The 24,362-nt window shown below is 72.3% G+C and carries 22 protein-coding genes and 1 pseudogene; 19 read left to right on the top strand and 4 right to left on the bottom strand.

The annotated features are described in order from the left end of the window. Window positions 1-278 precede the first annotated feature (278 nt). The 13 genes and pseudogenes from RKD23_RS17555 to RKD23_RS17495 all read left to right on the top strand — a co-directional run bounded on the left by RKD23_RS17555 (window position 279) and on the right by RKD23_RS17495 (window position 12,167). Window positions 279-617: a YbaB/EbfC family nucleoid-associated protein gene (locus RKD23_RS17555; protein ID WP_404037644.1), complete on the top strand. Its 339-nt coding sequence runs from the start codon at window positions 279-281 to the stop codon at window positions 615-617. A gap of 164 nt (window positions 618-781) precedes the next feature. Next, window positions 782-1,381: a recombination mediator RecR gene (gene recR, locus RKD23_RS17550; RefSeq protein WP_099930378.1), complete on the top strand. Its 600-nt coding sequence runs from the start codon at window positions 782-784 to the stop codon at window positions 1,379-1,381. Then, window positions 1,374-2,036: a DUF5063 domain-containing protein gene (locus RKD23_RS17545; RefSeq protein WP_424854514.1), complete on the top strand. Its 663-nt coding sequence runs from the start codon at window positions 1,374-1,376 to the stop codon at window positions 2,034-2,036. The genes recR and RKD23_RS17545 overlap by 8 nt, the downstream gene beginning before the upstream one ends. A gap of 24 nt (window positions 2,037-2,060) precedes the next feature. After that, window positions 2,061-2,471: a hypothetical protein gene (locus tag RKD23_RS17540; RefSeq protein ID WP_424854513.1), complete on the top strand. Its 411-nt coding sequence runs from the start codon at window positions 2,061-2,063 to the stop codon at window positions 2,469-2,471. After that, the gene (locus RKD23_RS17535) at window positions 2,468-4,519 is read left to right on the top strand and encodes an NB-ARC domain-containing protein (RefSeq protein ID WP_424854512.1); all 2,052 of its coding nucleotides are present in this window, start codon (window positions 2,468-2,470) and stop codon (window positions 4,517-4,519) included. Before RKD23_RS17540 ends, RKD23_RS17535 begins: the two co-directional genes overlap by 4 nt. A gap of 197 nt (window positions 4,520-4,716) precedes the next feature. Beyond that, window positions 4,717-5,096, top strand: a pseudogene (locus RKD23_RS17530) (DUF5753 domain-containing protein). Between the two features lie 148 nt (window positions 5,097-5,244). Next, complete coding sequence (locus RKD23_RS17525; RefSeq protein WP_424854511.1) at window positions 5,245-5,427, top strand: DUF397 domain-containing protein; 183 nt, start codon at window positions 5,245-5,247, stop codon at window positions 5,425-5,427. Window positions 5,428-5,713: 286 nt separating this feature from the next. Further along, entirely contained in the window at window positions 5,714-6,640 is a 927-nt protein-coding gene (locus tag RKD23_RS17520) for a hypothetical protein (RefSeq protein WP_424854510.1), read from the top strand. A 50-nt stretch (window positions 6,641-6,690) separates the two neighbouring features. Continuing rightward, window positions 6,691-7,272, top strand: a complete 582-nt coding sequence (locus RKD23_RS17515; protein ID WP_424854509.1) for a Uma2 family endonuclease — start codon at window positions 6,691-6,693, stop codon at window positions 7,270-7,272. A gap of 174 nt (window positions 7,273-7,446) precedes the next feature. Continuing rightward, window positions 7,447-8,721, top strand: a complete 1,275-nt coding sequence (locus RKD23_RS17510; protein ID WP_424854508.1) for an aspartate kinase — start codon at window positions 7,447-7,449, stop codon at window positions 8,719-8,721. Beyond that, complete coding sequence (locus tag RKD23_RS17505; RefSeq protein WP_424854507.1) at window positions 8,718-9,773, top strand: aspartate-semialdehyde dehydrogenase; 1,056 nt, start codon at window positions 8,718-8,720, stop codon at window positions 9,771-9,773. The genes RKD23_RS17510 and RKD23_RS17505 overlap by 4 nt, the downstream gene beginning before the upstream one ends. Window positions 9,774-10,287: 514 nt before the next feature. Beyond that, window positions 10,288-10,959 carry a SigE family RNA polymerase sigma factor gene (locus RKD23_RS17500; RefSeq protein ID WP_404037662.1) on the top strand — a complete coding sequence of 224 codons (672 nt, stop codon included), beginning with the start codon at window positions 10,288-10,290 and terminating at the stop codon, window positions 10,957-10,959. 89 nt (window positions 10,960-11,048) lie between these two features. Then, window positions 11,049-12,167, top strand: coding sequence for a hypothetical protein (locus tag RKD23_RS17495; RefSeq protein WP_424854506.1), 1,119 nt, complete (start codon window positions 11,049-11,051; stop codon window positions 12,165-12,167). Window positions 12,168-12,170: 3 nt separating this feature from the next. On the opposite strand, the gene RKD23_RS17490 is transcribed toward RKD23_RS17495, so the two are convergent. Then, window positions 12,171-12,974: an SURF1 family protein gene (locus RKD23_RS17490; protein ID WP_424854505.1), complete on the bottom strand. Its 804-nt coding sequence runs from the start codon at window positions 12,972-12,974 to the stop codon at window positions 12,171-12,173. Window positions 12,975-13,059: 85 nt separating this feature from the next. After that, the gene (locus tag RKD23_RS17485; protein ID WP_424854504.1) at window positions 13,060-13,944 is read right to left on the bottom strand and encodes a LysR family transcriptional regulator; all 885 of its coding nucleotides are present in this window, start codon (window positions 13,942-13,944) and stop codon (window positions 13,060-13,062) included. A 93-nt stretch (window positions 13,945-14,037) separates the two neighbouring features. Here RKD23_RS17485 and RKD23_RS17480 point away from each other — a divergent pair, with 93 nt between their 5' ends. Next, complete coding sequence (locus tag RKD23_RS17480) at window positions 14,038-14,391, top strand: DoxX family protein (RefSeq protein ID WP_424854503.1); 354 nt, start codon at window positions 14,038-14,040, stop codon at window positions 14,389-14,391. Window positions 14,392-14,399: 8 nt separating this feature from the next. Further along, window positions 14,400-16,196 carry a prolyl oligopeptidase family serine peptidase gene (locus RKD23_RS17475; protein ID WP_424854502.1) on the top strand — a complete coding sequence of 599 codons (1,797 nt, stop codon included), beginning with the start codon at window positions 14,400-14,402 and terminating at the stop codon, window positions 16,194-16,196. A gap of 96 nt (window positions 16,197-16,292) precedes the next feature. On the opposite strand, the gene RKD23_RS17470 is transcribed toward RKD23_RS17475, so the two are convergent. Continuing rightward, window positions 16,293-18,149 carry an NAD-binding protein gene (locus RKD23_RS17470; protein WP_424858264.1) on the bottom strand — a complete coding sequence of 619 codons (1,857 nt, stop codon included), beginning with the start codon at window positions 18,147-18,149 and terminating at the stop codon, window positions 16,293-16,295. Between the two features lie 142 nt (window positions 18,150-18,291). Here RKD23_RS17470 and RKD23_RS17465 point away from each other — a divergent pair, with 142 nt between their 5' ends. The 4 genes from RKD23_RS17465 to RKD23_RS17450 all read left to right on the top strand — a co-directional run bounded on the left by RKD23_RS17465 (window position 18,292) and on the right by RKD23_RS17450 (window position 23,910). Next, window positions 18,292-19,305, top strand: a complete 1,014-nt coding sequence (locus RKD23_RS17465) for a permease (RefSeq protein WP_424854501.1) — start codon at window positions 18,292-18,294, stop codon at window positions 19,303-19,305. Continuing rightward, window positions 19,302-20,021 carry a TIGR03943 family putative permease subunit gene (locus RKD23_RS17460; protein WP_424854500.1) on the top strand — a complete coding sequence of 240 codons (720 nt, stop codon included), beginning with the start codon at window positions 19,302-19,304 and terminating at the stop codon, window positions 20,019-20,021. The genes RKD23_RS17465 and RKD23_RS17460 overlap by 4 nt, the downstream gene beginning before the upstream one ends. A 73-nt stretch (window positions 20,022-20,094) precedes the next feature. Next, window positions 20,095-21,423, top strand: a complete 1,329-nt coding sequence (locus tag RKD23_RS17455; protein ID WP_424854499.1) for a hypothetical protein — start codon at window positions 20,095-20,097, stop codon at window positions 21,421-21,423. Window positions 21,424-22,284: 861 nt separating this feature from the next. Further along, window positions 22,285-23,910, top strand: coding sequence for an ATP-binding protein (locus RKD23_RS17450; RefSeq protein WP_424854498.1), 1,626 nt, complete (start codon window positions 22,285-22,287; stop codon window positions 23,908-23,910). A gap of 31 nt (window positions 23,911-23,941) precedes the next feature. Here the strand turns inward: RKD23_RS17450 and RKD23_RS17445 are convergent, their stop codons facing one another. Further along, window positions 23,942-24,301: an ArsR/SmtB family transcription factor gene (locus RKD23_RS17445; RefSeq protein WP_424854497.1), complete on the bottom strand. Its 360-nt coding sequence runs from the start codon at window positions 24,299-24,301 to the stop codon at window positions 23,942-23,944. Window positions 24,302-24,362: the final 61 nt, after the last annotated feature.

The raw sequence follows: 24,362 nt of genomic DNA, 5'->3' as shown, positions 1-24,362 counted from the left end.
CTCCCTACTGATCACGGTGATCACGCTGCGTGATGCGACGGCGCTCGCGTGACCCCTGATGCTGATGCGCCGGACCCTTCCTACCGCCCAATGGGTGGCGAAGTGGAGGGTTTCGCATCCTTTCCGCCCGGAAGTGGGCCTTGATCAGGTATAGGACAGACACTCGGCTCACCCGAAAGAGTGGCGGCGCGATGGCCCCCTCGACCACGTAGGCTCGTGGCGAACGGGAACAAGCCCCCGTCCACAGAGGCGACAGAGGCGACAGAGGAGAACAGATCGTGATCCCCGGTGGCGGCCAGCCCAATATGCAGCAGCTGCTGCAGCAGGCGCAGAAGATGCAGCAGGACCTCGCGCGGGCCCAGGAGGAACTGGCGAACACGGAGGTCGACGGCCAGGCCGGCGGCGGCCTGGTCCAGGCCACCGTCACCGGCTCCGGCGAGCTGCGCGGCCTGAAGATCGACCCGAAGGCGGTGGACCCGGAGGACACCGAGACCCTCGCCGATCTGATCGTCGCGGCCGTCCACGCGGCCAACGAGAACGCCCAGGCCCTCCAGCAGCAGAAGCTCGGCCCGCTCGCCCAGGGCCTCGGCGGCGGCATCCCCGGCCTGCCGTTCTGAGCCGACCGGCCTGCCGTTCCGAGCCGGACCGCCTGCCGTTCCACGCCGGCCCGCCTGCCTTTCTGAGACGGCCCGCCTGACGGATGAGACGGCCCGCCTTTCGAAGAGGGCCGACGGGCATCTACCGTACGTAGTGAAGGAAAACCAGGAAGGACGGCAGTCCGTTGTACGAAGGCGTGGTCCAGGACCTCATCGACGAACTGGGGCGGCTGCCCGGCGTCGGTCCGAAGAGTGCGCAGCGGATCGCCTTCCACATCCTTCAGGCCGAGCCGACGGACGTCCGGCGCCTCGCCCAGGCCCTGATGGAGGTCAAGGCGAAGGTCCGCTTCTGCGCGACCTGCGGCAACGTCGCGCAGGAGGAGCTGTGCAACATCTGCCGTGACTCCCGCCGCGACCCCTCCGTCATCTGCGTGGTCGAGGAGCCCAAGGACGTCGTCGCCATCGAGCGCACGCGCGAGTTCCGCGGCCGCTACCACGTCCTCGGCGGCGCGATCAGCCCCATCGAGGGCGTCGGCCCCGACGACCTGCGTATACGAGAACTTCTCGCGCGGTTGGCCGACGGTACGGTCACGGAGCTGATCCTGGCGACGGACCCGAACCTGGAGGGCGAGGCCACGGCCACGTACCTCGCCCGCATGATCAAGCCCATGGGCCTCAAGGTCACCCGCCTGGCCAGCGGCCTCCCGGTGGGTGGCGACCTGGAGTACGCGGACGAGGTGACCCTCGGCCGCGCCTTCGAGGGGAGACGACTGCTAGATGTCTGACGCCACGCTGCATGCGACCGGCCGGAACCCGGACGACTTCGCGGTCCAGATCGCGGACCAGATCGAGAGCTTCCTGGTGGCCGTCACCGAGGTGGCCAAGGGCGACGAGCCGGACTCGGCGGTCCCCTTCCTCCTCCTGGAGGTCTCCCAGCTCCTGCTGGCCGGGGGTCGCCTGGGCGCCCACGAGGACATCGTCCCCGACGAGCGCTACGAGCCCGACCCCGGCCCCGAGCCGGACGTGGACGACCTGCGCGAGAACCTCGCCCGTCTCCTCGACCCCGTCGACGTCTACTCCGAGGTCTTCGACCCCTACGAGCCCCGCAAGGCACCCGTCCCGGGCCGGATCTCCGACGACCTCACCGATGTCATCACCGACCTCCGCCACGGCATGGCCCACTACCGCGCGGGCCGCGTCACCGAGGCCCTGTGGTGGTGGCAGTTCTCCTACTTCTCCAACTGGGGCACGACGGCTTCGGCGACCCTCAGGGCCCTCCACTCGGTCCTCGCCCACGTCCGCCTCAACCAGCCCCTGGAAGAGCTGGACGGCCTCGACACCGACCAGACCATCGGCGACGAGACCCTGGAGTTCGAAGCGGGCCGCGTCATGACGGAGGAGATCGCGGGGCCTCTGGGGCTGAACTCGGCCTCGCAGTAACCCCCGGCACGCCATCATGGAGGCATGGCGGGGACATGGCGCTCGAAGGCGCTGATGTGGTCGGGGATCGGGCTGTGCGTCGCGGGAGCGGCGGGCCTGGTCGTGGGCGGGCTGCTGGACGTCGACGCGGCCGACCCCTGGGCGAGCGTGGCAGGGGGAGCGGCGGGGCTGGTGGGACTGGCCCTGACGATCTACGCACTCCTCTCGGACCGCGTGCCGTCCGAGAGCCTCTCGGTGACCGCGAGCGGGGCGGGTTCCGTCGCCGCCGGCGGCAGCATCGGTTCCGTGACGACCGGCAGCGGTGCAGCCGCCCCACCCGCTCATACGATGCCCAGCTCGCCGGCGCGGCTGGCGGGCGGCTCCGTCACCGCCTCGGGCGACCGTTCCATCGCCGCCGGAGGTGACATCGGCTCGGCGTCGACGGGGGACGCGTGAGCGAGGGGCCGATTGAGGCGTCCGGCGAGCGCTCGATCGTCGCGGCACACTCCATACGACAGGCGCTGACCGGGGACGGTGCGGTCGCGTACTACACCGAGAAGGCCCTGACCCTGCCGTCGGAGGCGCTCGCCCTGCCCGACGCGCCGCCGGGCATGGTCAACCTGCCCGAACGGACTGCCCTGTTCGTCGGGCGGGAACGCGAACTCAGCTGGCTGGACGACGAGTTCGAGACCGCTGTCGGGGTGGTGGTGCAGGCGGTGCACGGCCTGGGTGGCATCGGCAAGTCGACGCTGGCGGCGAGGTGGGCGGCGGCCCGGACGTCGTCGTACAGCCTGGTGTGGTGGATCACGGCGGAGACGCCCGTCGACCTGGAATCCGGGCTGGCCAATCTGGCGATCGCCCTCCAGCCCGCCCTGCGGGACGCGCTGTCCCAGGAGGCGTTGAGCGAACTGGCAGTGAAGTGGCTCTCCTCGCACGGGGACTGGCTGCTCGTGCTGGACAACGTCTCCGAACCGGCGCATGTGAAGCCGCTGGTGGGGCGTACGACGGGCGGACGTTTCCTCATCACCACGCGGCGCGCCACGGGTTGGCACGGCATCGCCGAGCCGTTGTCCCTGGATCTGCTCGCACCGGGCGAGGCGGTGGAGCTGTTCCGGCGGATCCACACGGGTCAGGGTGACGGTGTCGAGGAGCTGTGCGCGGAGCTCGGGTATCTGCCGCTGGCCGTGGAGCAGGCCGCCGCGTACTGCACGGAGGCGCACATCACTCCGCGGGCGTATCTGGAGCTGCTCGCGAGCCGTCCCGAGCAGGTTCTGGCGGGTGCGGCGGAAGGCGGGGACAGCGAGCGGACGATCGCCCGCGTGTGGCAGGTGACCATGGAGAGGTTGGCGAACACGCCGCTCACCCGGAAGATCCTCGGTGTCATCGCGTGGTGGGCGCCGGACGGGATCAGCCGGGACTGGTTGATGCCGCTGGGTGACGAGCACGAGGTGACGGATGCGCTGCGCCGTCTGGCCGCGCACAGCATGATCACGTTGCGGGACGACGGGACCATCGGGGTGCATCGGCTGGTGCAAGTGGTGTCGCGGGATCCACAGATGTATGACACGGCGGCGCTGGTGCTGTGCGGGCGGGCCGGCTTCGTAAACAACCCCGAGTGGATCACGCACGCGGAGGCAACCTTCGAGCATGCCCGGGAGGAGGCGGCATCGGAGGGCACCGTGCTCCTCGTGATGGGCATCGGCTTCTGGTACGGGGCTCACCTGTCCCAGGACCGGGCGACGGCCCTTTTCGAGTTGGCGATGACCCTTGCCGAGCGGGGCCTCGGAGCGCGACATAAGACGACGCTGCACTCGCGCCTGATCTTCGCCAGTCGCTGCGGGGAGGATGGGGATTTCGAGCGCGCGCTAAGCCTGCTCGGCAAGAACCTGACGATGGCCCGGCGCGTACACGGCCGCAGATCGGAGCTCACGTTCGACACGCGTACGGCACTAGTCCAAGTCCTGCTGGCGCATGGAAGGCTCCGCGACGGACTGTCGGTGGCGAAGAAGAACGCCCGCAGAGCCGAACGGATCTTGGGAGTCGGTCATCCAGCGTCGCTTCGAGCCGTCGATGCGCTGGTCAGCGGATGGCAGAGGCTGGCCGCGTCCGACCCCGATAGGTATGTAGCGAAAGCGGCCACCGAGATTGAAGGACAACTCGCACGGCTCGGACACGTTGTGGACACCTCGGACCCGGTAGCCGTAGGCCTCATGTGGGAGGTCGGCAGAGTCAAAGAAGCCGCAGGGGACATCGAGGGAGCGATCCGCGCGGCAGAGGACTATCTCCGGCGCTATTCGGCCCTGCCCGCCCACATCGAAGGCGAGGCTCTGTTGGTCCGCTATGACATTGTCCGCATGTACACGAAGTGTGGCGACCTTACTCGCGCCCGCGAGCTGGCGCAGCCCCTGCTAAATGACGTGGAGCGCGTCTTTGGGGACACTCCCAGCGGACTGCGACTCTGCGAGGGGCTCACCAGCGTGATCGCCTCAGACTCCAACAACTGAATCGGTCACACACCAACAACCGGCGGGCTACGCTCGGTAAGGAGTTGCACGAGGAAGTGCGCCCGGTCGGAGGTGGTCGCCGTGTCGCACCGCGTTTACTCGATGTGGCCGACGAACTTTGCCTGGCGAATGGGTTGTTGAGCGCGGCGAAGGGATTCCTGGACAGGGAGCGGTTTCCGGCGAGGGCGCAGGACTTCATGGAGCGGGAGAAGGAGGCGACGAGCCTCTGGACATACGAAGTCTCGCTAGTGCCGGGCCTGCTGCAGACGAGGGGTACGCCCGTGCCCTCATTGACAACCGCATTCCGTCCCTCGACGACGAGACCGTGGAGGAGCAGATCGCCGCCCGGATGGAGCGGCAGTCGATCCTCACCGAGCGCAAGCCGCCGGTGGGCTTGAGCTTCGTCCTGTACGAGGCGGTGCTACGGGCCCCGCAGGTGGACGTAGAACAACTGGGACGCCTGCTGGAAGTGGGGCGGCTGCGGAATGTCGTGTTGCAGGTGCTGTCCTTCGAACGGGCCGTCCCGGCCGCACTGGAAGGCCCCATGGTGCTTTTGGAGACCAGCGACTACGAATGATTCGCCTTCGCGGAGGGCCCGTTCGTCAGTGAGATGTCGGCCGACCCAGGGGTTGTCAGCCGTGTCACCGAGCGGCTTAGCATGATCCGCACGCAGGCTCTCGGACCTGACGAGTCGGCCTGTCTCATCGAGCGGATGGTGGCCAGCCGTGAGTGACCAGCTGAAGTGGTTCAAGTCGAGCTACAGCGACGGTGAGGGCGGCAACTGCGTCGAAGTCGCGTTCGCCACCCGGATTCACGTCCGTGACGCCAAGAACCCCACCGGCCCCGAGCTGGACGTCCCCGCCCGCGCCTGGGCGGCCTTCATCGCCGCAGTTCAGCCCGAAGCTTGAGTCTCGGGCTTCGAGCCTCTCCAATTGGCTTTTCTGGGTTTTGGGATGGGTGAAAACCGACCCAACCAGCCAAGCCTGTAGGTGAGTTGAAGCTGCCTACCTCGAAAGAGTGACATTCCGTGATCGGCTTGCGTCGGCGCGTGACGCCGCTCTAGGTTCGCGGCACATAGATCGGCCCCGGTCGGTGCGCCAACACCGGCTCCGGGGCCTGGACCTACAGATCGAATGAGGCTCGATCGTGGCTTACTCCCACCTTAGTCCTGCCCTGCCGTCCCCGTCCCACCCCATGGCCAAAACGGGTTACGGAAAACGCTCCGCAGGTGACGAAGACCCGCACACGGAGCCGGACTTCGCACACCTGAGCCCCCGCGACCGGGACATCGCCGTCTTCATCGACCACCTCGAGGACGGCCACGCGATGGGCTACAAGGCCATCGCGGCGGCGCACCCCCGCTACGGCCAGCAGGCCACGCGCGTGTCGATGAAGAGCCTCACCGGCATCGGCCACCTGCGGCACATCCGGGAGCACCTCCAGATCGAGGACAACTCGATGCGGTGGGTGACGCGTACGTACTGGTCGCGCACCCCGAGGATCCCCGAGTGGTGGGCCGACTTCGTACGGGAGCGCAAGGGCAGGGACGTCACCGCCCACTACATGTCGGGCCTCGCCAGGGTCGAGGAGACACCGGAGGAGGCCGGCGAGGCGCCGGAACCGGAAGCCGCACAGGCCGCCGAGCCCGCCGAGCCCCAGCCCAGTGCCGCCTACGAGACCCTCGCCGCGGTCCGTACGGCCGACCCGCGCATGCCCCTCTCCCACGGCGACTGCCGCTCGCTCGAAGCCCTCGCCACGGAGTGGCTGGACCGCGGCGCGACGCCGCACGACATCACCAAGGCGCTGACCGACGGACTGCCGTCAGCCGTGAACAACCCCGGCGGACTCGCCCGCAACCGACTGGAGAACAAGATGCCCCCGAAGAAGGCGAAGGTGCGCCAGACCGCCGGACGTCGTGCCCGTGTGTCCCGCGTGATCCTCGCCTGCGTCACCTGCGACGCGGACGAGCGCACCGAGAAGATCATCGACGGCCTGTGCCGCGAGTGCCGTGAGGAACTGGAACAGGACCTGGCGCAGGAGCAGGCGGAGGGGCCGCCGCCCGGCTACATCCCCGACACGTTCTTCGCCCGGCCCCTTGGTGGGCCGGAGTACCCGGTATGAGCGTGCACGACGTGCCGGTCCGGGCACCATGGAGTCGAGGAGGCGACGCCATGACCCCCATGACCGAGCACCGGCCGCAGATGTCCGTCGAGGAGTTCGAGGAACTGGAACGCCATGCCCCGGAGACCGTGCGGCTGGAGTTCATCAGCGGAAGGGTCCAGGTCAAGGCCGTGACGGATGGCAACCACGACCAGATCATCGCTTGGTTGCAGCGGCTGTGTATGCAACATCGCCCGGAACTCTGGCTGTACGGGGACCGTGGGATGAAGGTCGAGGGCTACCGGAAGGGCCGGGCGCGCCCGGACGGGGTGCTCGCGCCGTTCGGATTCCCCAAGGGGCACGGCGAGTGGTCCGAGGCCGAAGGCGTGATCATGGTCGTGGAAGTCACGTCGTACGACTCCGACACACATCAGCGTGACCGAGTCGACAAGCCCGACGCCTACGCCGCCGCCGGCATCCCCGTCTACCTCCTCATCGACCGCGACGACGGCACCGTCACCGTCTTCACCCACCCCGAGGGTGGCCGCTACCGCCAGCAGGTGAACAAGCCGTTCGGCGCCGTCGTGGCGATCCCGGACCCCGTAGGCATCAGCCTGGACACCGAGCCGCTCACCGAATTCTCCGGGAAGTGACCTGGCCCACTTTCGCGAGTGCCTCCCGCAAGGGCGGGCAGAGTCCACTCCGGCGCACCGGAGTCTCACCATGCGATACCGCAGGGGTGAATTTCGGGCGCTCGATAGACTGAGCCGACCCGCAGTACACCGCCGTATCAGCGGGAAAACAGACAGACTGAGCGAGGAGCGCACGTGGGCCTTGTCGTGCAGAAGTACGGAGGCTCCTCCGTAGCCGATGCCGAGGGCATCAAGCGCGTCGCCAAGCGGATCGTGGAAGCCAAGAAGAACGGCCACCAGGTGGTCGCCGTGGTTTCCGCGATGGGCGACACGACGGACGAGCTGATCGATCTCGCCGAGCAGGTATCTCCGATCCCTGCCGGGCGCGAGCTCGACATGCTGCTGACCGCCGGAGAGCGGATCTCCATGGCCCTGCTGGCGATGGCGATCAAAAACCTGGGCCACAGCGCCCAGAGCTTCACCGGTAGCCAGGCAGGTGTCATCACCGACTCGGTCCACAACAAAGCGCGGATCATCGACGTCACGCCGGGCCGGATCCGGGACTCGCTGAACGAGGGCAACATCGCCATCGTCGCGGGCTTCCAGGGCGTCAGCCAGGACACCAAGGACATCACCACGCTGGGGCGTGGCGGTTCCGACACCACCGCGGTGGCGCTCGCCGCCGCCCTCGACGCCGAGGTGTGCGAGATCTACACCGACGTCGACGGTGTGTTCACCGCCGACCCGCGTGTGGTGAAGAAGGCCCGGAAGATCGACTGGATCTCCTCCGAGGACATGCTGGAGCTCGCCGCGTCCGGCTCCAAGGTGCTGCTGCACCGCTGCGTGGAATACGCGCGCCGTTACAACATCCCGATCCACGTCCGCTCGTCCTTCTCCGGACTGCGCGGTACGTGGGTCAGCAACGAGAAGCCCGAAGGGGACGCTCAGGTGGAGCACGCCATCATCTCCGGAGTCGCTCACGACGTCTCCGAAGCCAAGGTCACGGTCGTCGGCGTCCCGGACAAGCCGGGCGAGGCCGCGGCGATCTTCCGCACGATCTCGGACGCCGAGATCAACATCGACATGATCGTGCAGAACGTGTCCGCCGCCGCCACCGGTCTGACGGACATCTCGTTCACGCTGCCCAAGACCGAGGGCCGCAAGGCCATCGACGCCCTGGAGAAGTCCAAGGCGGGCATCGGCTTCGAGTCGCTCCGCTACGACGACCAGATCGGGAAGATCTCGCTGGTGGGCGCGGGGATGAAGACCAACCCCGGCGTCACCGCCGACTTCTTCACCGCCCTGTCGGACGCGGGCGTGAACATCGAGCTCATCTCGACCTCCGAGATCCGTATCTCGGTCGTCACGCGGGCCGACGACGTCAACGAGGCCGTGCGCGCCGTGCACACCGCCTTCGGGCTCGACTCCGACAGCGACGAGGCCGTCGTCTACGGGGGCACCGGGCGATGAACCGTGGACCGACGCTCGCGGTCGTGGGAGCGACCGGGGCCGTCGGCACGGTCATGCTCCAGATCCTGTCCCACCGCAAGGACGTCTGGGGCGAGATCCGACTCGTCGCCTCCCCGCGCTCGGCCGGCCGCAAGCTGGCCGTGCGCGGGGAGGAGATCGAGGTCGTGGCCCTGTCGGAGGAGGCCTTCGACGGGGTCGACGTCGCCATGTTCGACGTCCCGGACGACGTCGCCGCCCAGTGGGCGCCCGTCGCCGCCTCGCGCGGGGTCGTCGTCGTCGACAATTCCGCCGCCTTCCGGCTGGACCCCGATGTGCCGCTGGTCGTGCCCGAGGTCAATCCGCATGCCGTACGGATGCGGCCGCGCGGGATCGTGGCGAACCCCAACTGCACGACGCTGTCCATGATCGTCGCGCTGGGCGCGCTGCACGCCGAGTTCGGGCTGCGTGAGCTGGTCGTCTCCTCGTACCAGGCGGTCAGTGGTGCGGGGCGGGCCGGCGTGGAGACGCTGCGGCGGCAGATCGCGCTGGTCGCCGGTACGGAGCTGGGGACCGGCCCCGGTGACGTACGGCGGGCCGTCGGTGACGACACCGGGCCGTTCCCGGAGCCGGTGGCGCTGAACGTCGTGCCGTGGGCCGGGTCGCTGCGTGAGGACGGATGGTCCTCGGAGGAGATGAAGGTGCGGGACGAGTCCCGCAAGATCCTCGGGCTGCCCGCGCTGCCGGTCGCGGTGACCTGTGTGCGCGTGCCGGTCGTCACCACCCACTCGTTGACCGTCCATGCGCGTTTCCAGGACGAGGTCACCGTGGCGCGGGCGCGTGAGATCCTCGCCACCGCCCCGGGTGTCGTGCTGTTCGACAACCCGGCCGCCGGGGAGTTCCCGACGCCCGCCGACGTGGTCGGCACCGACCCGACCTGGGTCGGACGGGTGCGGCGGGCGCTGGACGACCCCACCGCGCTGGAGCTGTTCGTGTGCGGGGACAACCTGCGCAAGGGCGCGGCCCTCAACACCGCGCAGATCGCCGAACTCGTCGCGGCGGAGCTGTCCGCCTAGAGCCGGGGGAGCTCTCCGCCCGGACCCGCGGGAAGCTCTCCGCCCAGACCCGCCGGAAGCTCTCCGCGTAGAGCGGCGGTGTTCTCGTCAGCCACGTGTGAACCCGCAAACCCTGTGGACCCACTGTGTTCGATTTGTAGGATCTGCGTAAGGCACGTGATCCGAATGATGTCCGGACCACTTGATCCGGATCCCGGCGGCGTCCGAAGATTTCCTCCCCGCCCTCCGCAACCACGCGGAGGGCGGGGGGCGTCTATGCGGTCGCCCTTCCGGGGTGCAAGCGCATTCATCCAGGCGTGGGGACGCCATGAGCGGGCGCGGGGACGGTCGCTCACAGGGGACATAGGGGAAGAGCGGGACGCATGAGGGCTTCTGAGGCTCCGTCGGCGGTCGTGCCTGACGCGAGAACCGCGAGAACCGGTAGAACCGGGACAACGCGGTCGGGCGGACCGTCCGGCGTAAAAGTGACGCCCGGCACGTACAACCCCCGAGGGGGGAAGCGTGTCCAACTGGCGTGGCAGAGGTACTCGACTTCAGCGTGGCCCCGCGCGGCACGGCCCTTCGGCCGCCCGTCCGGCGGCCCCAGCGCCCCCGTGGCGCGCCCGGCGGCATGCCGGTGATCGCCCCCATGCCCGCAGCGAGGCCCGCCCGCATTCCCAGCCAGCGTGACGGCGCCGACGAGGCCGTGGTCGGCACCACCGTCGACCACCTCACCGAGACCTACCGAGCCCACTACCGCTCGCTGCTGGGTCTCGCAGCGCTCCTCCTCGACGACACCGCCTCCTGCGAGGACGTCGTGCAGGAGGCCTTCATCCGCGTCCACTCCGCGCGCAAGCGCGTCCGCGACCCGGAGAAGACCCTCGCCTATCTGCGCCAGACGGTCGTCAACCTCTCCCGCTCCGCCCTGCGCCGCCGCATCCTCGGCCTGAAGCTGCTCTCCAAGCCGATGCCGGACATGGCGAGCGCGGAGGAGGGGGCGTACGACTCGCTGGAGCGCCGCGACCTCATCAAGGCGATGAAGGGCCTGCAGCGCCGCCAGCGCGAGGTGCTGGTGCTGCGGTACTTCGCCGACATGACCGAGGCGCAGGTCGCCGAGACGCTGGGGATCTCCCTGGGCTCGGTCAAGGCCTACGGCTCGCGCGGCATCGCGGCGCTGCGGATCGCCATGGAGGCGGCGGCGAAATGAGCGAGCACCACGAGGGCGACGTCCCGCGCCGGGGAGCGGACGACGCCGGGAAGCAACAGCCGAAGCAACCGCACGCTGGGAACGGAAACGTGAACGACAGCCCCGACGAACGCAGCCCCGAAGGGCTCGGCTCGGACGAGCTGGCACTACGCCGCCTGCTGCACGACGCGGTGCAGGACGTGGAGCCGCGCGACGGCACACTGGACCATCTGCGCCGGGCGGTGCCCGCGCGCCGGGCCCGTAAGCGGCAGGCCGCCGTCGGCATGGCGGCCGCCGCGCTGTTCCTCGGCACCGCCATCCCCGCGCTGGTGCATGTCACCGGCACCACCGGCCCGAACGCCGACCCCTCGATCGCCGGCCACGGCTCGGCCGCCCAGGGCGGCACGAGCCAGGGCAAGGGCGAGAACGGCGGCCGGACCGCGGGCGGCACCGAGCAGGGCGGCACCTCAGGCGGCGGCCAGGGCGGCGACAAGCCCGCGGACCCCGACAAGGGCGACTCCGAGGGCACCGGCACCGGCGGCACCACGAACCCGTCCGGGGGCGCCTCGGCCGGCGAGGCCGCCTGCACCGCCGAGCAGCTCTCCGTCAGCGGCAGCACCGGCGCCCCCGACTCCATGGGCGCGGTCTACGGCAGCTTCCGCGTCACCAACGTCTCCGCCGACGGCTGCACCATCGTCGGCTCCGGCGAGGTCACGCCCTACCCGCTGGGCACCACCGACCCCGCCAGGATCAGCCTCGCGCGCCATGTCGCCGGGGACGCGGCGGTCGGCCTGCCCGACCCCTCCCTGGAGCGGCACGAGGTCGTCCTGGTGCCGGGCGCGGCGTACGAGGTGAAGTTCGCCTGGGTGCCCTCCGACACCTGCTCCACGGACGGCGGCACCGGCAGCGGAGGCACCGGCACGGGCGGCAGCGACAGCGGGGGCACCAGCGGCGGTGACACCGGCGGCACCACCGGCGGCGGCGAGACCGGCGGGGCCACCCCGACGCCGACCCCGACGCCCACCGACGCCACCACCGGCACCACCGACGGCGGCACGGAGACCGGCGAGGACACCGGCATGACCACGCAGCTCGTCACCGAGGACGGCTCGGCGGACAGCGGTGTCACCGTGACCTACACCAGCGAGCTGGGCGCGCCGAGCGCCAGCCTGTCGGTGCTGCCCGCGTGCGCCGGGACGGTCTACCGGACCGGGATGATCCCCCAGTAGCCGCTAGCGGACCGCGTAGTCGGAGGAGGCGGCCGGGTCCCGGTCCTCCTCCGGCACCAGGCCCATCTCCGCGTCCCGGGCCAGTTCCACCTCGCGGCGCAGCAGCCGGAACCACATGAAGACGACGAAGCCCGCGAAGACGAACCACTCGCCGGTGTAGCCCAGGTTCTGGAACGCCTTCAGGTCCAGGCCGGTCTGCGCGGCCGCCTGTGCGGGCACGGCCTTCATGCCGGAGTCGCCCTTGTTCAGGGTGACGAAGGCGTCCTCGACGCCGTACGGCACCAGGTTGACCAGCGAGGCCGAGCTGATGGCGCCGGTCTGGCCCGACGGCAGGCCGCCGCGGGCGCTGACGCCGTTGTCGCCGGGCGTCTCGGAGGCCTGGAGCGCGCCGGTGACGGTGACCTCGCCGGCCGGCGGGGCCGGGGCCTTCGCCGGGTCGGGGGTGCCGGGCAGCCAGCCGCGTACCACGGGCAGGGCCTTGCCGTGGTCCTGCCGCAGCAGCGTGAGGACGTAGTAGCCGCGCCTGCCGTTCAGTTCGCGGTCGGGGACCAGCAGCTGGTCGACGTAGCGGCCGGTGGCGGTGGTCTGTGCGCCGGAGGTCGCCTTGTCCACCGGCAGCAACTGCGCCAGCGGGCGCGCGGCCTGCCGCCGGTCCGCCGAGGCGCGCTCGTCCGCGGTGCGGTGGCTGTCCATCCGCTCCTCGAACCGGCCCAGCTGCCAGGACCCCATGAACACGCAGAAGGGGATGGCGAGCAGCACGAAGACGTTGATGCCCCACCACCGGGGCGTCAGCAGGAACCGGTACACGCCTTCCACGGTACGGGGCCCGGGTACGTGTCCGGGGCGCGGGGTGGGTCCTCCTGGCGGTCCCAGGCGACCGGGTCCTGCGTTCCTACGACGTGACGCAGCAGCCCACGAAGTCCTGGACCACCGCGTCCGTGTCGGAGTGGGGCGGCCATGCGACGGCCACCCGGGTGGGGCCGACGCCGGTCAGCGGGCGGTAGGCGATGCCCGGGCGGGCGTAGTAGCGGGCGGCGGACTCGGGGGCCAGGGCGATGCCGTGGCCGTTCGCGATGGCGGTGAGCCAGTCGTCGGGGTGCTCGGTGACCGCGCCGATCCGCGGGGGCCGGCCCGCGCGCTCCTCGGTGGCCAGCCAGTGGTCGCGCCAGGCGCCCGTCTGCGCGGGGGCGGCGACGAACGGCTCGTCCAGCACCTCGGAGAAGTCGATCACCTCGCGGGCGGCGAGCGGGTGCGACTCGGCGAGCGCGACGACCCTCGGCTCGGCGAACAGCTCGGTGACCCGCAGGGCCTCCTGGCCGGGGAACGGCAGCCGCACCAGCGCCACGTCGGTGTCGCCCGAGTCCAGGCCCGCCGTGGGGTCCGCCCAGGAGGACTGGCGCATCTCCACCCGCCAGTCGGGGCGCAGCCGGGAGAACGCGGCGACGATCCGCGGGGTCGCCTCGTTCGCGGCGCTGGCCAGGAACCCGACCCGCAGGATCTTCGCCCCGGCGCGGGCCGCCCGGCGGGTGCCGGCGAGCATCCGGTCCCAGTCGGCCAGCAGCGCGGGTGCCCCCGCGGCCAGCGCCCGCCCCGCCTCCGTAAGGGCCATCCCGGAGCGGGAGCGGGTGAACAGCGCCGTCCCGAGCAGCGTCTCCAGCTGGCGGATCTGCTTGGTCAGGGCGGGCTGGGAGACGTAGAGCCGGCGGGCGGCGTGCGTGAGGGTGCCCTCCTCGGCGACGGCGACGAAGGAGCGCAGCAGGCGGGTGTCCACATCCATTCCGCCAGGTTATGGAAGCAGGTATTGGACGGGGTGCCGGCGGCGCGCGGAGGCTGAGGACGAAGCCGAGAGAACCGAAGGAAGGGGCCGCTGATGTCCGCGTGGGTGTACGTCGTCACCGTGCTCGCCGTCGTCGCCAATGCCGGGATCGCCGTCGCGGATGTGGCGGGGGCGCGGTTCGTGCTGGCCAACTCCGCCGAGGTGGGGGTGCCCGGGGGGTGGATTCCGTGGCTCGCCGCGCTGAAGGGTGCGGGGGCGGCCGGGCTGGTGCTCGGGCTGGCCGGGGCGGGGGCGGTCGGGGTGGTGGCGGGGGCCGGGCTGGTGCTGTTCTTCGTCGGGGCGGTGCTCGCTCATGTGCGGGCGCGGGTCTTCCACAACATCGCGTTTCCGGTCGTATATCTGGCACTGGCATGCGCGGCTCTCACCGCGGCCGTCGTTCAGGTTTGATAGGGGCCATGAGCAGCGACGCAGAAGCCATGCCCGAGTGGGAGCAGCGGTTCAGGGCACCGCGGGTCTCCCTGCCCGACTGGGCCGAGGACGCCCCCGACCGCTCCCTGTTCGTGTCCAACGCGACAGGGACGTACGAGCTGTACGCCTGGGACCGGGCCACCGGCGGTCAGCGCCAGGTGACCGACCGGCCCAACGGCACCACGGACGGTGTGCTCACCCCGGACGGCGCCTGGATCTGGTGGTTCGACGACAAGGACGGCGACGAGTTCGGCGTGTGGCGCAGGCAGCGCTTCGAGGGCGGCGAGGACGACATCGCCGTACCGGGCCTGGAGCCGTCGTACCCGGCCGGTCTCGCGCTCGGCCGGGACGGGCGGACGGCGGTCGTCGGGCGGTCCACCGACGAGGACGGTACGACGATCCACGTCGCCCGCGCCGGTGAGGCCGCGGTCGAGATCTACCGGCACCGCGAGTCGGCGGGCGTCGGCGATCTCTCCCACGACGGCACGCTGCTGGCGATCGAGCACACCGAGCACGGTGACGCGATGCACTCGGCGCTGCGCGTGCTGCGGCTGGACGGCTCGGCCGTCGCCGAACTGGACGACACCAAGGGCGGCAGCGTCGAGCTGGGCCTGGAGGTGCTGGGCTTCGCGCCCGTCGACGGCGACACCCGGCTGCTCGTCGGGCATCAGCGGCGCGGCCGCTGGGAGCCGCTGGTGTGGGACGTGGCCTCCGGCGAGGAGACCGACCTGGCGCTGGAGCTGCCGGGCGACGTGAGCGCCGAGTGGTACCCGGACGGCACCGGGCTGCTCATCGCGCACAGCTTCGAGGCGCGCAGCGAGCTGTTCCGCTACGACCTGGCGAGCCGTGAGCTGGTGCGGGTGGAGACCCCGGCGGGCACGGTGTCCGGGGCGACGGCCCGCCCGGACGGCAGCGTGGAGTACCTGTGGTCCTCGGCCGCCGAGCCGTCCGCGGTGCGCTCCACGACCGGCCGTGTGGTGCTCGACCCGCCGGGGATCGAGTCGCCCGGGTCGGTGCCGGTGGAGGACGTGTGGGTGGAGGGGCCCGGCGGCCGTATCCACGCCCTCGTCCAGAAGCCGGCGGGCGCGAGGGGTCCCCTCCCGACCGTGTTCGACATCCACGGCGGTCCGACCTGGCACGACAGCGACTCCTTCGCGGCGGGGCCGGCCGCCTGGGTGGACCACGGCTACGCGGTCGTCCGCGTCAACTACCGGGGTTCCACGGGGTACGGCCGTGCCTGGACGGACGCGCTGAAGCACCGCGTGGGCCTGATCGAGCTGGAGGACATCGCCGCGGTGCGGGAATGGGCGGTGTCGTCGGGCCTGGCCGACCCCGCCCGGCTCGTCCTCACCGGCGGCTCCTGGGGCGGCTACCTCACCCTCCTCGGCCTCGGCACCCAGCCCGACGCATGGGCCCTCGGCATCGCGGCCGTGCCCGTCGCCGACTACGTCACCGCCTATCACGACGAGATGGAGGCCCTGAAGGCGATGGACCGCACCCTCCTGGGCGGCACGCCCGAGGAGGTGCCCGAGCGCTTCGAGGCGTCCTCGCCGCTGACGTACGTCGACCAGGTCAAGGCGCCGGTCTACATCTCCGCCGGCGTGAACGACCCGCGCTGCCCCATCCGGCAGATCGACAACTACGTCAAGCGTCTTGAGGCCCGGGGCGCCGTGCACGAGGTGTACCGCTACGACGCCGGTCACGGGTCACTGGTGGTGGACGAGCGGATCAAGCAGGTCCGACTGGAGCTGGATTTCGCCGCCCGGCATCTGACGGGGACCTGAGCGCCGTTCCGGCTACTGCCGTCGGGCGGGTGCTCGTCCGTCGTGGCTTGTCGCGCCCACGCGGCGGAGCCGCACATTGATACAGCCCCGCGCCCCTTAGGGACGCTGCGCTGCATCCCTGCTGCGTCGCCCCAGCAGCTCCGCGAAGCCCCGCCGGGTCGCCGCGAGGATCACCCGGTCTCCGGGACCGAGGACGTACCCCTCGGGCAGCTCCCAGACGAGCCCCGCCCCGGGGGCGTCCTCGGTGCCGGCGCGGGTGTCCAGGGCGAGCACGCGCCAGGACCCGGCCCGGAAGGCCTCGCCCACGGTGCGCCCCTCCAGCTGGGGATGCCCGGCGACCTCCAGCGCGGCGAACAGCAGCACCCGCCGCTCGACGGGGATCGCCCCGAGGATCTGCCGCCCGAACATCGCCCCGGCGAACGCGGGCGCGGCCAGATGCGTGACGCTCCGGCTGCGGGTGAGGGCGTGCGGATGCGCGGCCCGCAGGGTGCGGTACACGGCGGTGGCGAAGTCGTCGTCGTACAGCCGCAGCACCACCCGCAGGTCGGCCCGCACCGAGCGGGCGTACAGCGCGGCCTCCAGGTTGGTGGTGTCCACGCTGGTCAGCGCGAGCAGGGCGTGCGCGCGGTGCACCTTCGCCGCCTCCAGGACGCCTTCCTGGGTGACGTCCCCGAGGACGACCGGCACCCGCAGCCGCCGGGCCACCGCGAGGCCGCGTGCCTCGGGGTCGGCCTCGACGCAGACGACGGGGATGTTCAGCTCGCGCAGCCGGATCAGCACCCGGGCGCCGATCTTGCCGAGCCCGAGCAGCACCACGTGCCCGCCGAGCCCGCGGGGCGGCTTGCGCAGCCCGGACGCGCTGCGGAAGGCGCCGAACGCCTCCAGGGCGGCCGCCAGCAGCACCGGCAGCAGCAGCAACCCGAGCAGCCCGGCGAGGAGTTGGAGGATCTGCCGGCCCGTCGACTGGTTCAGTGCGGGCTCGTTGATGGCGAACAGGTCGAGCAGGGTCACGTACGTCGCGTGCAGCGGATGGTCGCCGGTGAGGACGGTCAGCGCGATCGCGAGGGCGAGCACGCAGCCGGCCACTCCGGCCAGCGACCAGCGCAGCCGCCGGGAGAAGAGCGAGCCTAACGGCGGTACGCCGGTCAGCCCGGAGGCCGGGACGGACGGCGCCCCGGCGTAGGACACCTGCTCCAGCACGATCGTGCCGCGGCCCGTCGCCTCGCGCACCGCCGCCGCGTCCGGCAGCAGTCGCGGCCCGTGTTCGCCGTCGCTCTCCGAACCGTCCGCGCCCGCGGGGTCGTTGCTGGTGGCGGAGAGCAGCGCGAGGGTGGCCAGGCCCGGGTCGGCGACCTGCCCGGGCCGGGGCGGCCGCCGTTCCACCGCGCGCAGCATGAGGCCCTCGGTCTGGACGACCTTGCTGGTGCCCGCGAGGGCGGTCGCGGCGAGCGCGGGGGCGGCCGTGTCGGCGTCGGAGAGCACCACCGTGGAGGCGTCCGAGGAGGTGTCCGGTGAGGCGCCGGTCGCCAACGCCGCGGCTTGGTCGAGGAGTTCCTCGATGTGCTGGCCCAACCGGCGGTTGTACAGGCGCAGGACGAGTCTGAGATGCGGGTTGAGCCGCCGTGCCGTGAGCGCGGCACGGATGTTGGTCTCGTCGTCGTCGTACACGAGCGCCAGCGCGGTCGCCCGGTCCACGCCCGCCTCGGCGAGCACCGCCTCGGTCGGCTCGACGGCCTCCACCACCCGCTCGGCGCCGGAGCCTTCGCCGTTGCCGCGGGCGGCGTTGACCATCCGGTCCAGGAACGCCGCCGACACCGCGCGGGCGCGTCCCACCACCGGCTGGCGCACCCGGCGCCGGTCCGCCGGCACGACGAGCGTGACCTGTTCGCCGTAGACACCGCGCAGTTCGGCGGCGAGCCGGTGCGCGAGTCCGTCGTCGCCGCACACCACCATGTGCGCGTGCGCGCCGCCCGGCGCGGTCTGGTTCGGAACGCTCCCCACGAGGGGACAGACTGCCCTACCACCAGGGGCGGTTCCACTCGGCTGAACGCGTGGCGCCCGGTCGCCGTATCCCTGGGGGAGGGAAGGGAGCCCCGTGGCCGTCATGGAGGACGCGCCTGCCGCGGGTCCGGACACCGTCGAGGCACGGCGGCGTCCGGACCCGCCGCTCGTGCTGGTCCTGGTGCTGATGCTGGCCGTGCTGTTGCAGGGGCCGGTGCGGAGGGCGCTGGCCGCGCCGGTGATGCAGGACTGGACGACCGTGTTCCTGGCGGTGGTGGTGCAGGCGCTGCCGTTCCTGGTGTTCGGGGTGCTGCTGTCGGCGGTGATCGCCGTGTTCGTGCCGGCGTCGTTCTTCGCCCGCGTGCTGCCCGCCCGGCCCGTGCTCGCCGTACCGGCCGCGGGCCTCGCGGGCGCGGTGCTGCCCGGCTGCGAGTGCGCCTCGGTGCCGGTGGCGGGCGCGCTGATCCGGCGCGGGGTGACCCCGGCCGCCGCGTTCGCGTTCCTGGTGTCCGCCCCGGCGGTCAACCCGGTCGTGCTCACCGCGACCGCCGTCGCGTTCCCGGGCGAGCCCCGGATGGTCGTGGCCCGGCTGGCGGCGGGGCTGCTGGTGGCGTGCGCGACGGGCTGGCTGTGGCAGCGGCTGGGCAGGGAGGGGTGGCTGCGTCCGTCCCGACGTAGCGGACACGGCGGATACGACGGTCAGGGGCGGCGCGGCGAGGCGTTCTGGGCGTCGGTGCGGCACGACGTGCTGCACGCGGGCGGGTTCCTCGTGCTGGGCGCGGCAGCGGCGGCCACGCTGAAGGCGGTGGTGCCCGAGCGGTGGCTCGGGTCCGTGGCGGGGGTCCCGGTGGTGTCCGTGCTGGCCCTCGCGGGGCTGGCGGTGCTGCTGTCGATCTGCTCGGAGGCGGACGCGTTCGTGGCCGCGTCGCTCACCCAGTTCTCGCCGACCGCCCGGCTGGCGTTCCTCGTCGTGGGGCCGGTCATCGACCTCAAGCTCTTCGCCCTGCACGCGGCCACCTTCGGCCGCGCCTTCGCCCTGCGCTTCGCGCCGACCGCCTTCGCCGTGGCCCTCGCGGCCTCGGCGCTGACCGGGGCGGTGCTGCTGTGAACCGGGCGGCCCAGACGGTCGTGCTGTTCCTGCTCGGCGCGAGCGTGCTGCACGCGGGCGCGACCGGGCTGTCCCTGCGGTATGTGAAGGCGGGGCTGCGGCCGGGGCTCGTGCTGTGCGGGGCGGTCCTGATCGCGGCCGCGGCGGCGACGGCCTGGTACGCGTGGCGGGACCGCAGGGCGGGCGGCGGCACCTCCGGGGAAGAGGCGCACGCCGGACCCCGGGTCTCCTGGCTGCTGCTGCTTCCCCTCGTCGCCCTGATCCTCGTCGCGCCGCCCGCCCTGGGCGCGCACAGCGCGATGCGGACCGGTACGGCCCTGCAGGAGCCGCTCGGCTACCCGCCGCTGCCCGCCGGTGAGCCGCTGCGCCTGGGCCTCGCCGACTACGCGGGCCGGGCCGCCTACGACCACGGCCGCACACTTCAGGGCCGCCGCGTACGGCTCACCGGGTTCGTCGCCCTGGACGGCGCGGGCGCTCCCTACTTGGTGCGGATGACCCTCAACTGCTGTGCCGCGGACGCCCGTCCGGTCAAGGTCGGCCTCACCGGCCGGGTACCGCCGGTGCTGGAGCCCGACCTGTGGCTGGAGGTCACCGGCACGTACACCTCGAAGCGGGCCGCCGACCCGGTCAACGGCGGCCCGATCCCGTACATGGAGGTGCTCTCGGCCAGGCCGGTGTCCGCGCCGGGTGACCCGTACGACGCCTCTGGGCTGTGACGTGTGGGACTGGTGGTGCGCTGGATGATCGGAGCCGCCTTGTGGGGCGGGTGACGATCGAAGGGGGAGCGGCGTGGCTGCGCAAGGAACACGGCACAGGCGTTCGGTGAAGGGCCGGGTCTGGGCCGGGGTGTCGCTGGCAGCGGCGGCGGGCCTCGCGGTCACCGCGACGCTGAGCATGAGCGCCGAGGCGGCGTGGACGTCCACGTGGAACGTGTCGGCGTCGGGCTGGATCGGGAGCGACTCCCCGCAGGTCGCCGTCGACCGGCAGGGCGACTCGCTGCTGGCCTGGACGGCCTGCGACCAGGCCACGTCCGGCTGCTACTTCCGGGTGCAGACCCGGGTGAAGACCGCGAGCGGCACGACGGGGGCGATCCGCACGCTCTCCCCGGACGGGGCCGCCCCCAACTGGCCGGAGGTCGCCTCCGACGACACCGGCGACTCGGCCGTCGTATGGCAGCAGGACGGGCATGTCGTGGGCCGGCGGGTCGCCGCGTCCGGCGCGCTCGTCGGGCCGCTGCAGCGGCTGTCCACCTCCGGACCGGCGAGCAACCCGGTGGTGGCGGTGACCCCCGGCGGTACGGCGATGGCGGCGTGGACGGAGATCCGCGACGGCAGCGAGTACGCCGTCGCCCGCCGCCTGATGATCGACGGCACGCTGGGCGCGCCGATCACCCTCGGGTCGGCGCACGGGGAAAAGGCGGCCATCGGGGTCGACCGCAGCGGGCGCTTCGTCGTCGCCTGGGTGCGCGGCGGCTCGGAGGTCGTGGCGCGGCGCATCTCCTCGACCACGGTCGGCGCGACGAAGGTGCTGACCTCGTCGATCGCCTCGTACGCCGGTTTCGGCGCGGTCCGGGTCGGGGTGGACCGGGACGGCGACGCGGTGATCACCTACCACTCCGGCGGCGGCGACCGCGCCCAGCAGTGGGCCTCGCGCTGGAGCCGTACCGGGACGCTGTCGGCGCCGCTGCGGATCTCGGCCTCCACCGACAACGTGGGCTTCGCGCACGCGCTGGCCACCGACCTGGAGGGGGACTCCATGATCGTGTGGAACCGCCTGAACAGCGGCAGGTCGGAGCTGCTGGGCCGCAGGCTGTCCGCGGCCGGCACACGCGGCGCGGTGGTCGCGCTCGGCCCCGGTGACCGGCCCGACCTCGCCGTGGACGACGACGGCGACGGCATGCTCGTCTTCCACACGGTCGTGCCGACGTCGACGATCCCCTACAGCTACACCAAGACCACGGCCCGTACGTTCACCCGGTCCGGCGGGTGGGGCACGGCGAAGACCCTCACCTCCGACGGGCGCGTGCCCCAGGTGGGCTCCCGGCCCACCGCCCGGTTCACGGTGATCTGGCAGCGTGAGGCGTCTCCGTACACGATCCGGTCGGTCACCGGGCCCTGAGCCTCCTCGGGGCGCGTTGACGCTGCCCGTTGACGGGTACTGGAGTTCGCCTCTTCGTCGTGGCGTGTGATCCCGCGAGCCCGTGCGCCACCCGGCGTGCGCGTGGCGCGTTGGGGTTGCCGTGGCGCGGATGCAGGGACGGTTCTGCATCCTCCGGTGCGCGGCTGTGCAGGAACGGTTCTGCACCGTCGGGTGCCGCGAGCGCGCCGAGCACGGCAACGGGGAGGAACGACAGTGTGGACATGCGCCGGCGGACCCGACGACCCGCCCGCCTCCGATGAGCGCCCGCCTGGAGGCACGGTCGGAGGCAGGGGCGGAGGCCTGGATGGAGGCCGGGATGGAGGCCGGGATGGAGGCGGGGACGGAGGCCTGGTCGGACGGGAGCCCGAAACGGCCCGGCTGCGCGAACTGCTCGCCGCCCACCGCCTGGTGACGGTCACCGGCCCGGTGGGCGTCGGCAAGAGCCGGCTCGCCGCGACGGTGTGCGGCGGGGCGTGCGACAGCCCCTGGGGGCGGGTGGTGCGGGTGCGGTGGCCGGTGAGGGGGCGGGCTGCGGGCGCTGCGGCGGGCGGGAGCGGGGCTGCTGCGGGCGGAAAGGGAGTTGCTGCGGGTGGGAGGGGAGCTGCCTCGGGCGGGAGAGGGGCTGCCTCGGACGGAAAGGGAGTTGCCGCGGGCGGAAAGGGAGTTGCCTCGGACGGGAGGGGAGTTGCCTCGGACGGGAGCGGGGCTGCCTCGGGCGGAAAGGGAGTTGCCGCAGGCGGGAGGGAAGCCGCGTCCGGCGGGAGGGAAGCCGCGTCCGGCGGGAGGCGAGCCGCCGCGGGTGCCCGGCCGGTTCCGGACGCGGAGGCGTGGGCGGCGGAGGTGCTGCGGGCGTCGGCCCTGGACGCCCCCGATGTGCTGTTCCTCGACGACGTCGACCCGGTGCACACCGAGTGCGCCCGGCTGGTGCAGCGACTGCTGATGGACGTACCCGGGATGCGCATCCTGGTGACCTCGCGCACCGCGCTCGGGCTCGGGGAGGAACGGGTGCTGCGGCTCGCCCCGCTGAGCACCACGGCGCGCGACGGGGCGGGCGGCCGTTCGCCCGCGGCGCGGCTGTTCCTGGAACGGGCGCGCGGCGAGGGCCCGTTCGACCTGCCCGCCGTGCACGAGGTGTGCCGTCTGCTGGAGGGCGTGCCGCTGGCGATCGAGCTGGCCGCGGCGCAGACCCTGCGGCACTCGGTGGACGAACTGGCCCGGCTGCTGCGCCGGCACCAGTGCTGGCTGTCGGGCCCGCAGCCCGGGGCACCCCGCCGGCACCGGTCGCTGCGCTCGGCGATGGGGTCCGTGTACGCGCTGCACGACCGGGCCGTACGGGTGGTGTGGGCGCGCGCCAGCGTCTTCGCGGGCTCGTTCGGGGAGTCGGCGGCGACCTTCCTGTGCGCGGGCGGCGGCGTCGAGCCGTACGAGGTGCCGGGCTGCCTGGTTCGCCTCGCCGCGGCCGGTGTCCTGCGGCCGGAGGGCGATCCGGGAGGAGTGCACCGGCCCCGCTACCGGATGACCGGGGCCGCACGCGACTTCGGGGCGGAACGGCTGCGCGCGGCGGGTGAGTTGCCGGTGGCCGTGGAGCGGCTGGTGACGCACGGCCGGCGGGTGGCCGAGGTGGCGGAGGACCTCTGGTCGGCGGGCTCGCAGCGGCAGGCCGTCCGGCTGCTCGCGGAGGAGCAGGACGACCTGATGGCGGTGGCGCACCACGCCCTGGAGCGGCCCGAGCACACCGAGGCGGTGCTGGAGACCGTCGTCGGGCTGTGGTTCTGGTGGGTGGTCTACGACCATGCCGACGCGGGCCGGGACCTGCTGCTCACCCTGCTCGGGCGGTGCGCGCCGGACAGCCCGCTCGCGGTGCGCGCCCAGTGGCTGGCGGCCTGGCTGACCGCGCCCGGCGACCCTGGCACGGCCCGCACCCTGCTGGGCCGCGCCTGGCCCGCCGCCGTACTGGCCGGCGACGACGCCTCGCTCGGCCGGATCGCGCACGTCCAGGGCATGCTGGCGCTGCGCGAACGGGACAGCGTGGCCGCCGCGGCGCACTTCAAGGAGGCCGCCGACATCATCCCGCCGCACGCCCCGGGCGGCCCCTCGGCGGCGGTCAGCCTCGCCGCCCTGGCCGTGGCCCAGACGGCCTTCGACCCGGCCGCGGCCCGCCGCAGCGCCCGCCGCGCCCTGTCCCACCCGGACGTGCGCGAGGACACCTGGGCCTGTCTGCTCGCCCGCTACGCCCGTGCCGTCGTCGACCACCACCACGGCCGGCGCGGCCGCGCCTGGCACCGCGCCCGCCGCGCCCTGGCCGCCCTCGACCTCGAACTCCCCGCCCCCCTCCCCGCCCCTCACGGCCGCGCCGCCCTCCACGTCCTCATCACCGACATCGAGTCCGGCACGACGGCCCCCGACCGGGCCTCGTTCATCCCGGTGCCTCGGGCGGGTGGGGGGGTTGTGGTGGGGACGAGGTGAGGGGCCGGTCCGCCCTCAGCCGGTGCGCCGGTCAGTCCCCGGCCGGTGCCGCCGCCAGCAGGCGTCCCATCGAGGCCAGTACGGCGGGCTCGACCCGGTAGTACACCCAGGTGCCGCGGCGCTCGGAGGTCAGCAGGCCGGCTTCCTTGAGCTTCTTCAGGTGGTGGGAGACCGTCGGCTGGGAGACCCCGACGTCGGAGATGTCGCACACGCAGGCCTCGCCGCCCGGGTGGGAGGCGACCGCCGAGAACAGGCGGAGCCGCACCGGGTCGCCGAGGGCCTTGAACATCCGCGCGGCCGTCTCCGCCTCCTCCGCGCTGAAGGGCCGCTCGGTGAGCGGCGGGCAGCACGGCTCGGTGTCGAGGAGCGGCAGCAGCTTGGTGTTCGGCATGCGTCCATGGTGGCACGAGGCAGATTAGATGGCCATCGATATTGACGTTCATCGAATCCGG

The sequence above is a fragment of the Streptomyces sp. SAI-170 genome (assembly GCF_049739565.1).
Taxonomy (GTDB): domain Bacteria; phylum Actinomycetota; class Actinomycetes; order Streptomycetales; family Streptomycetaceae; genus Streptomyces.
The sequence above is the reverse complement of the archived record's forward strand: the minus strand, read 5'-3'. Positions and strand labels throughout refer to the sequence as shown.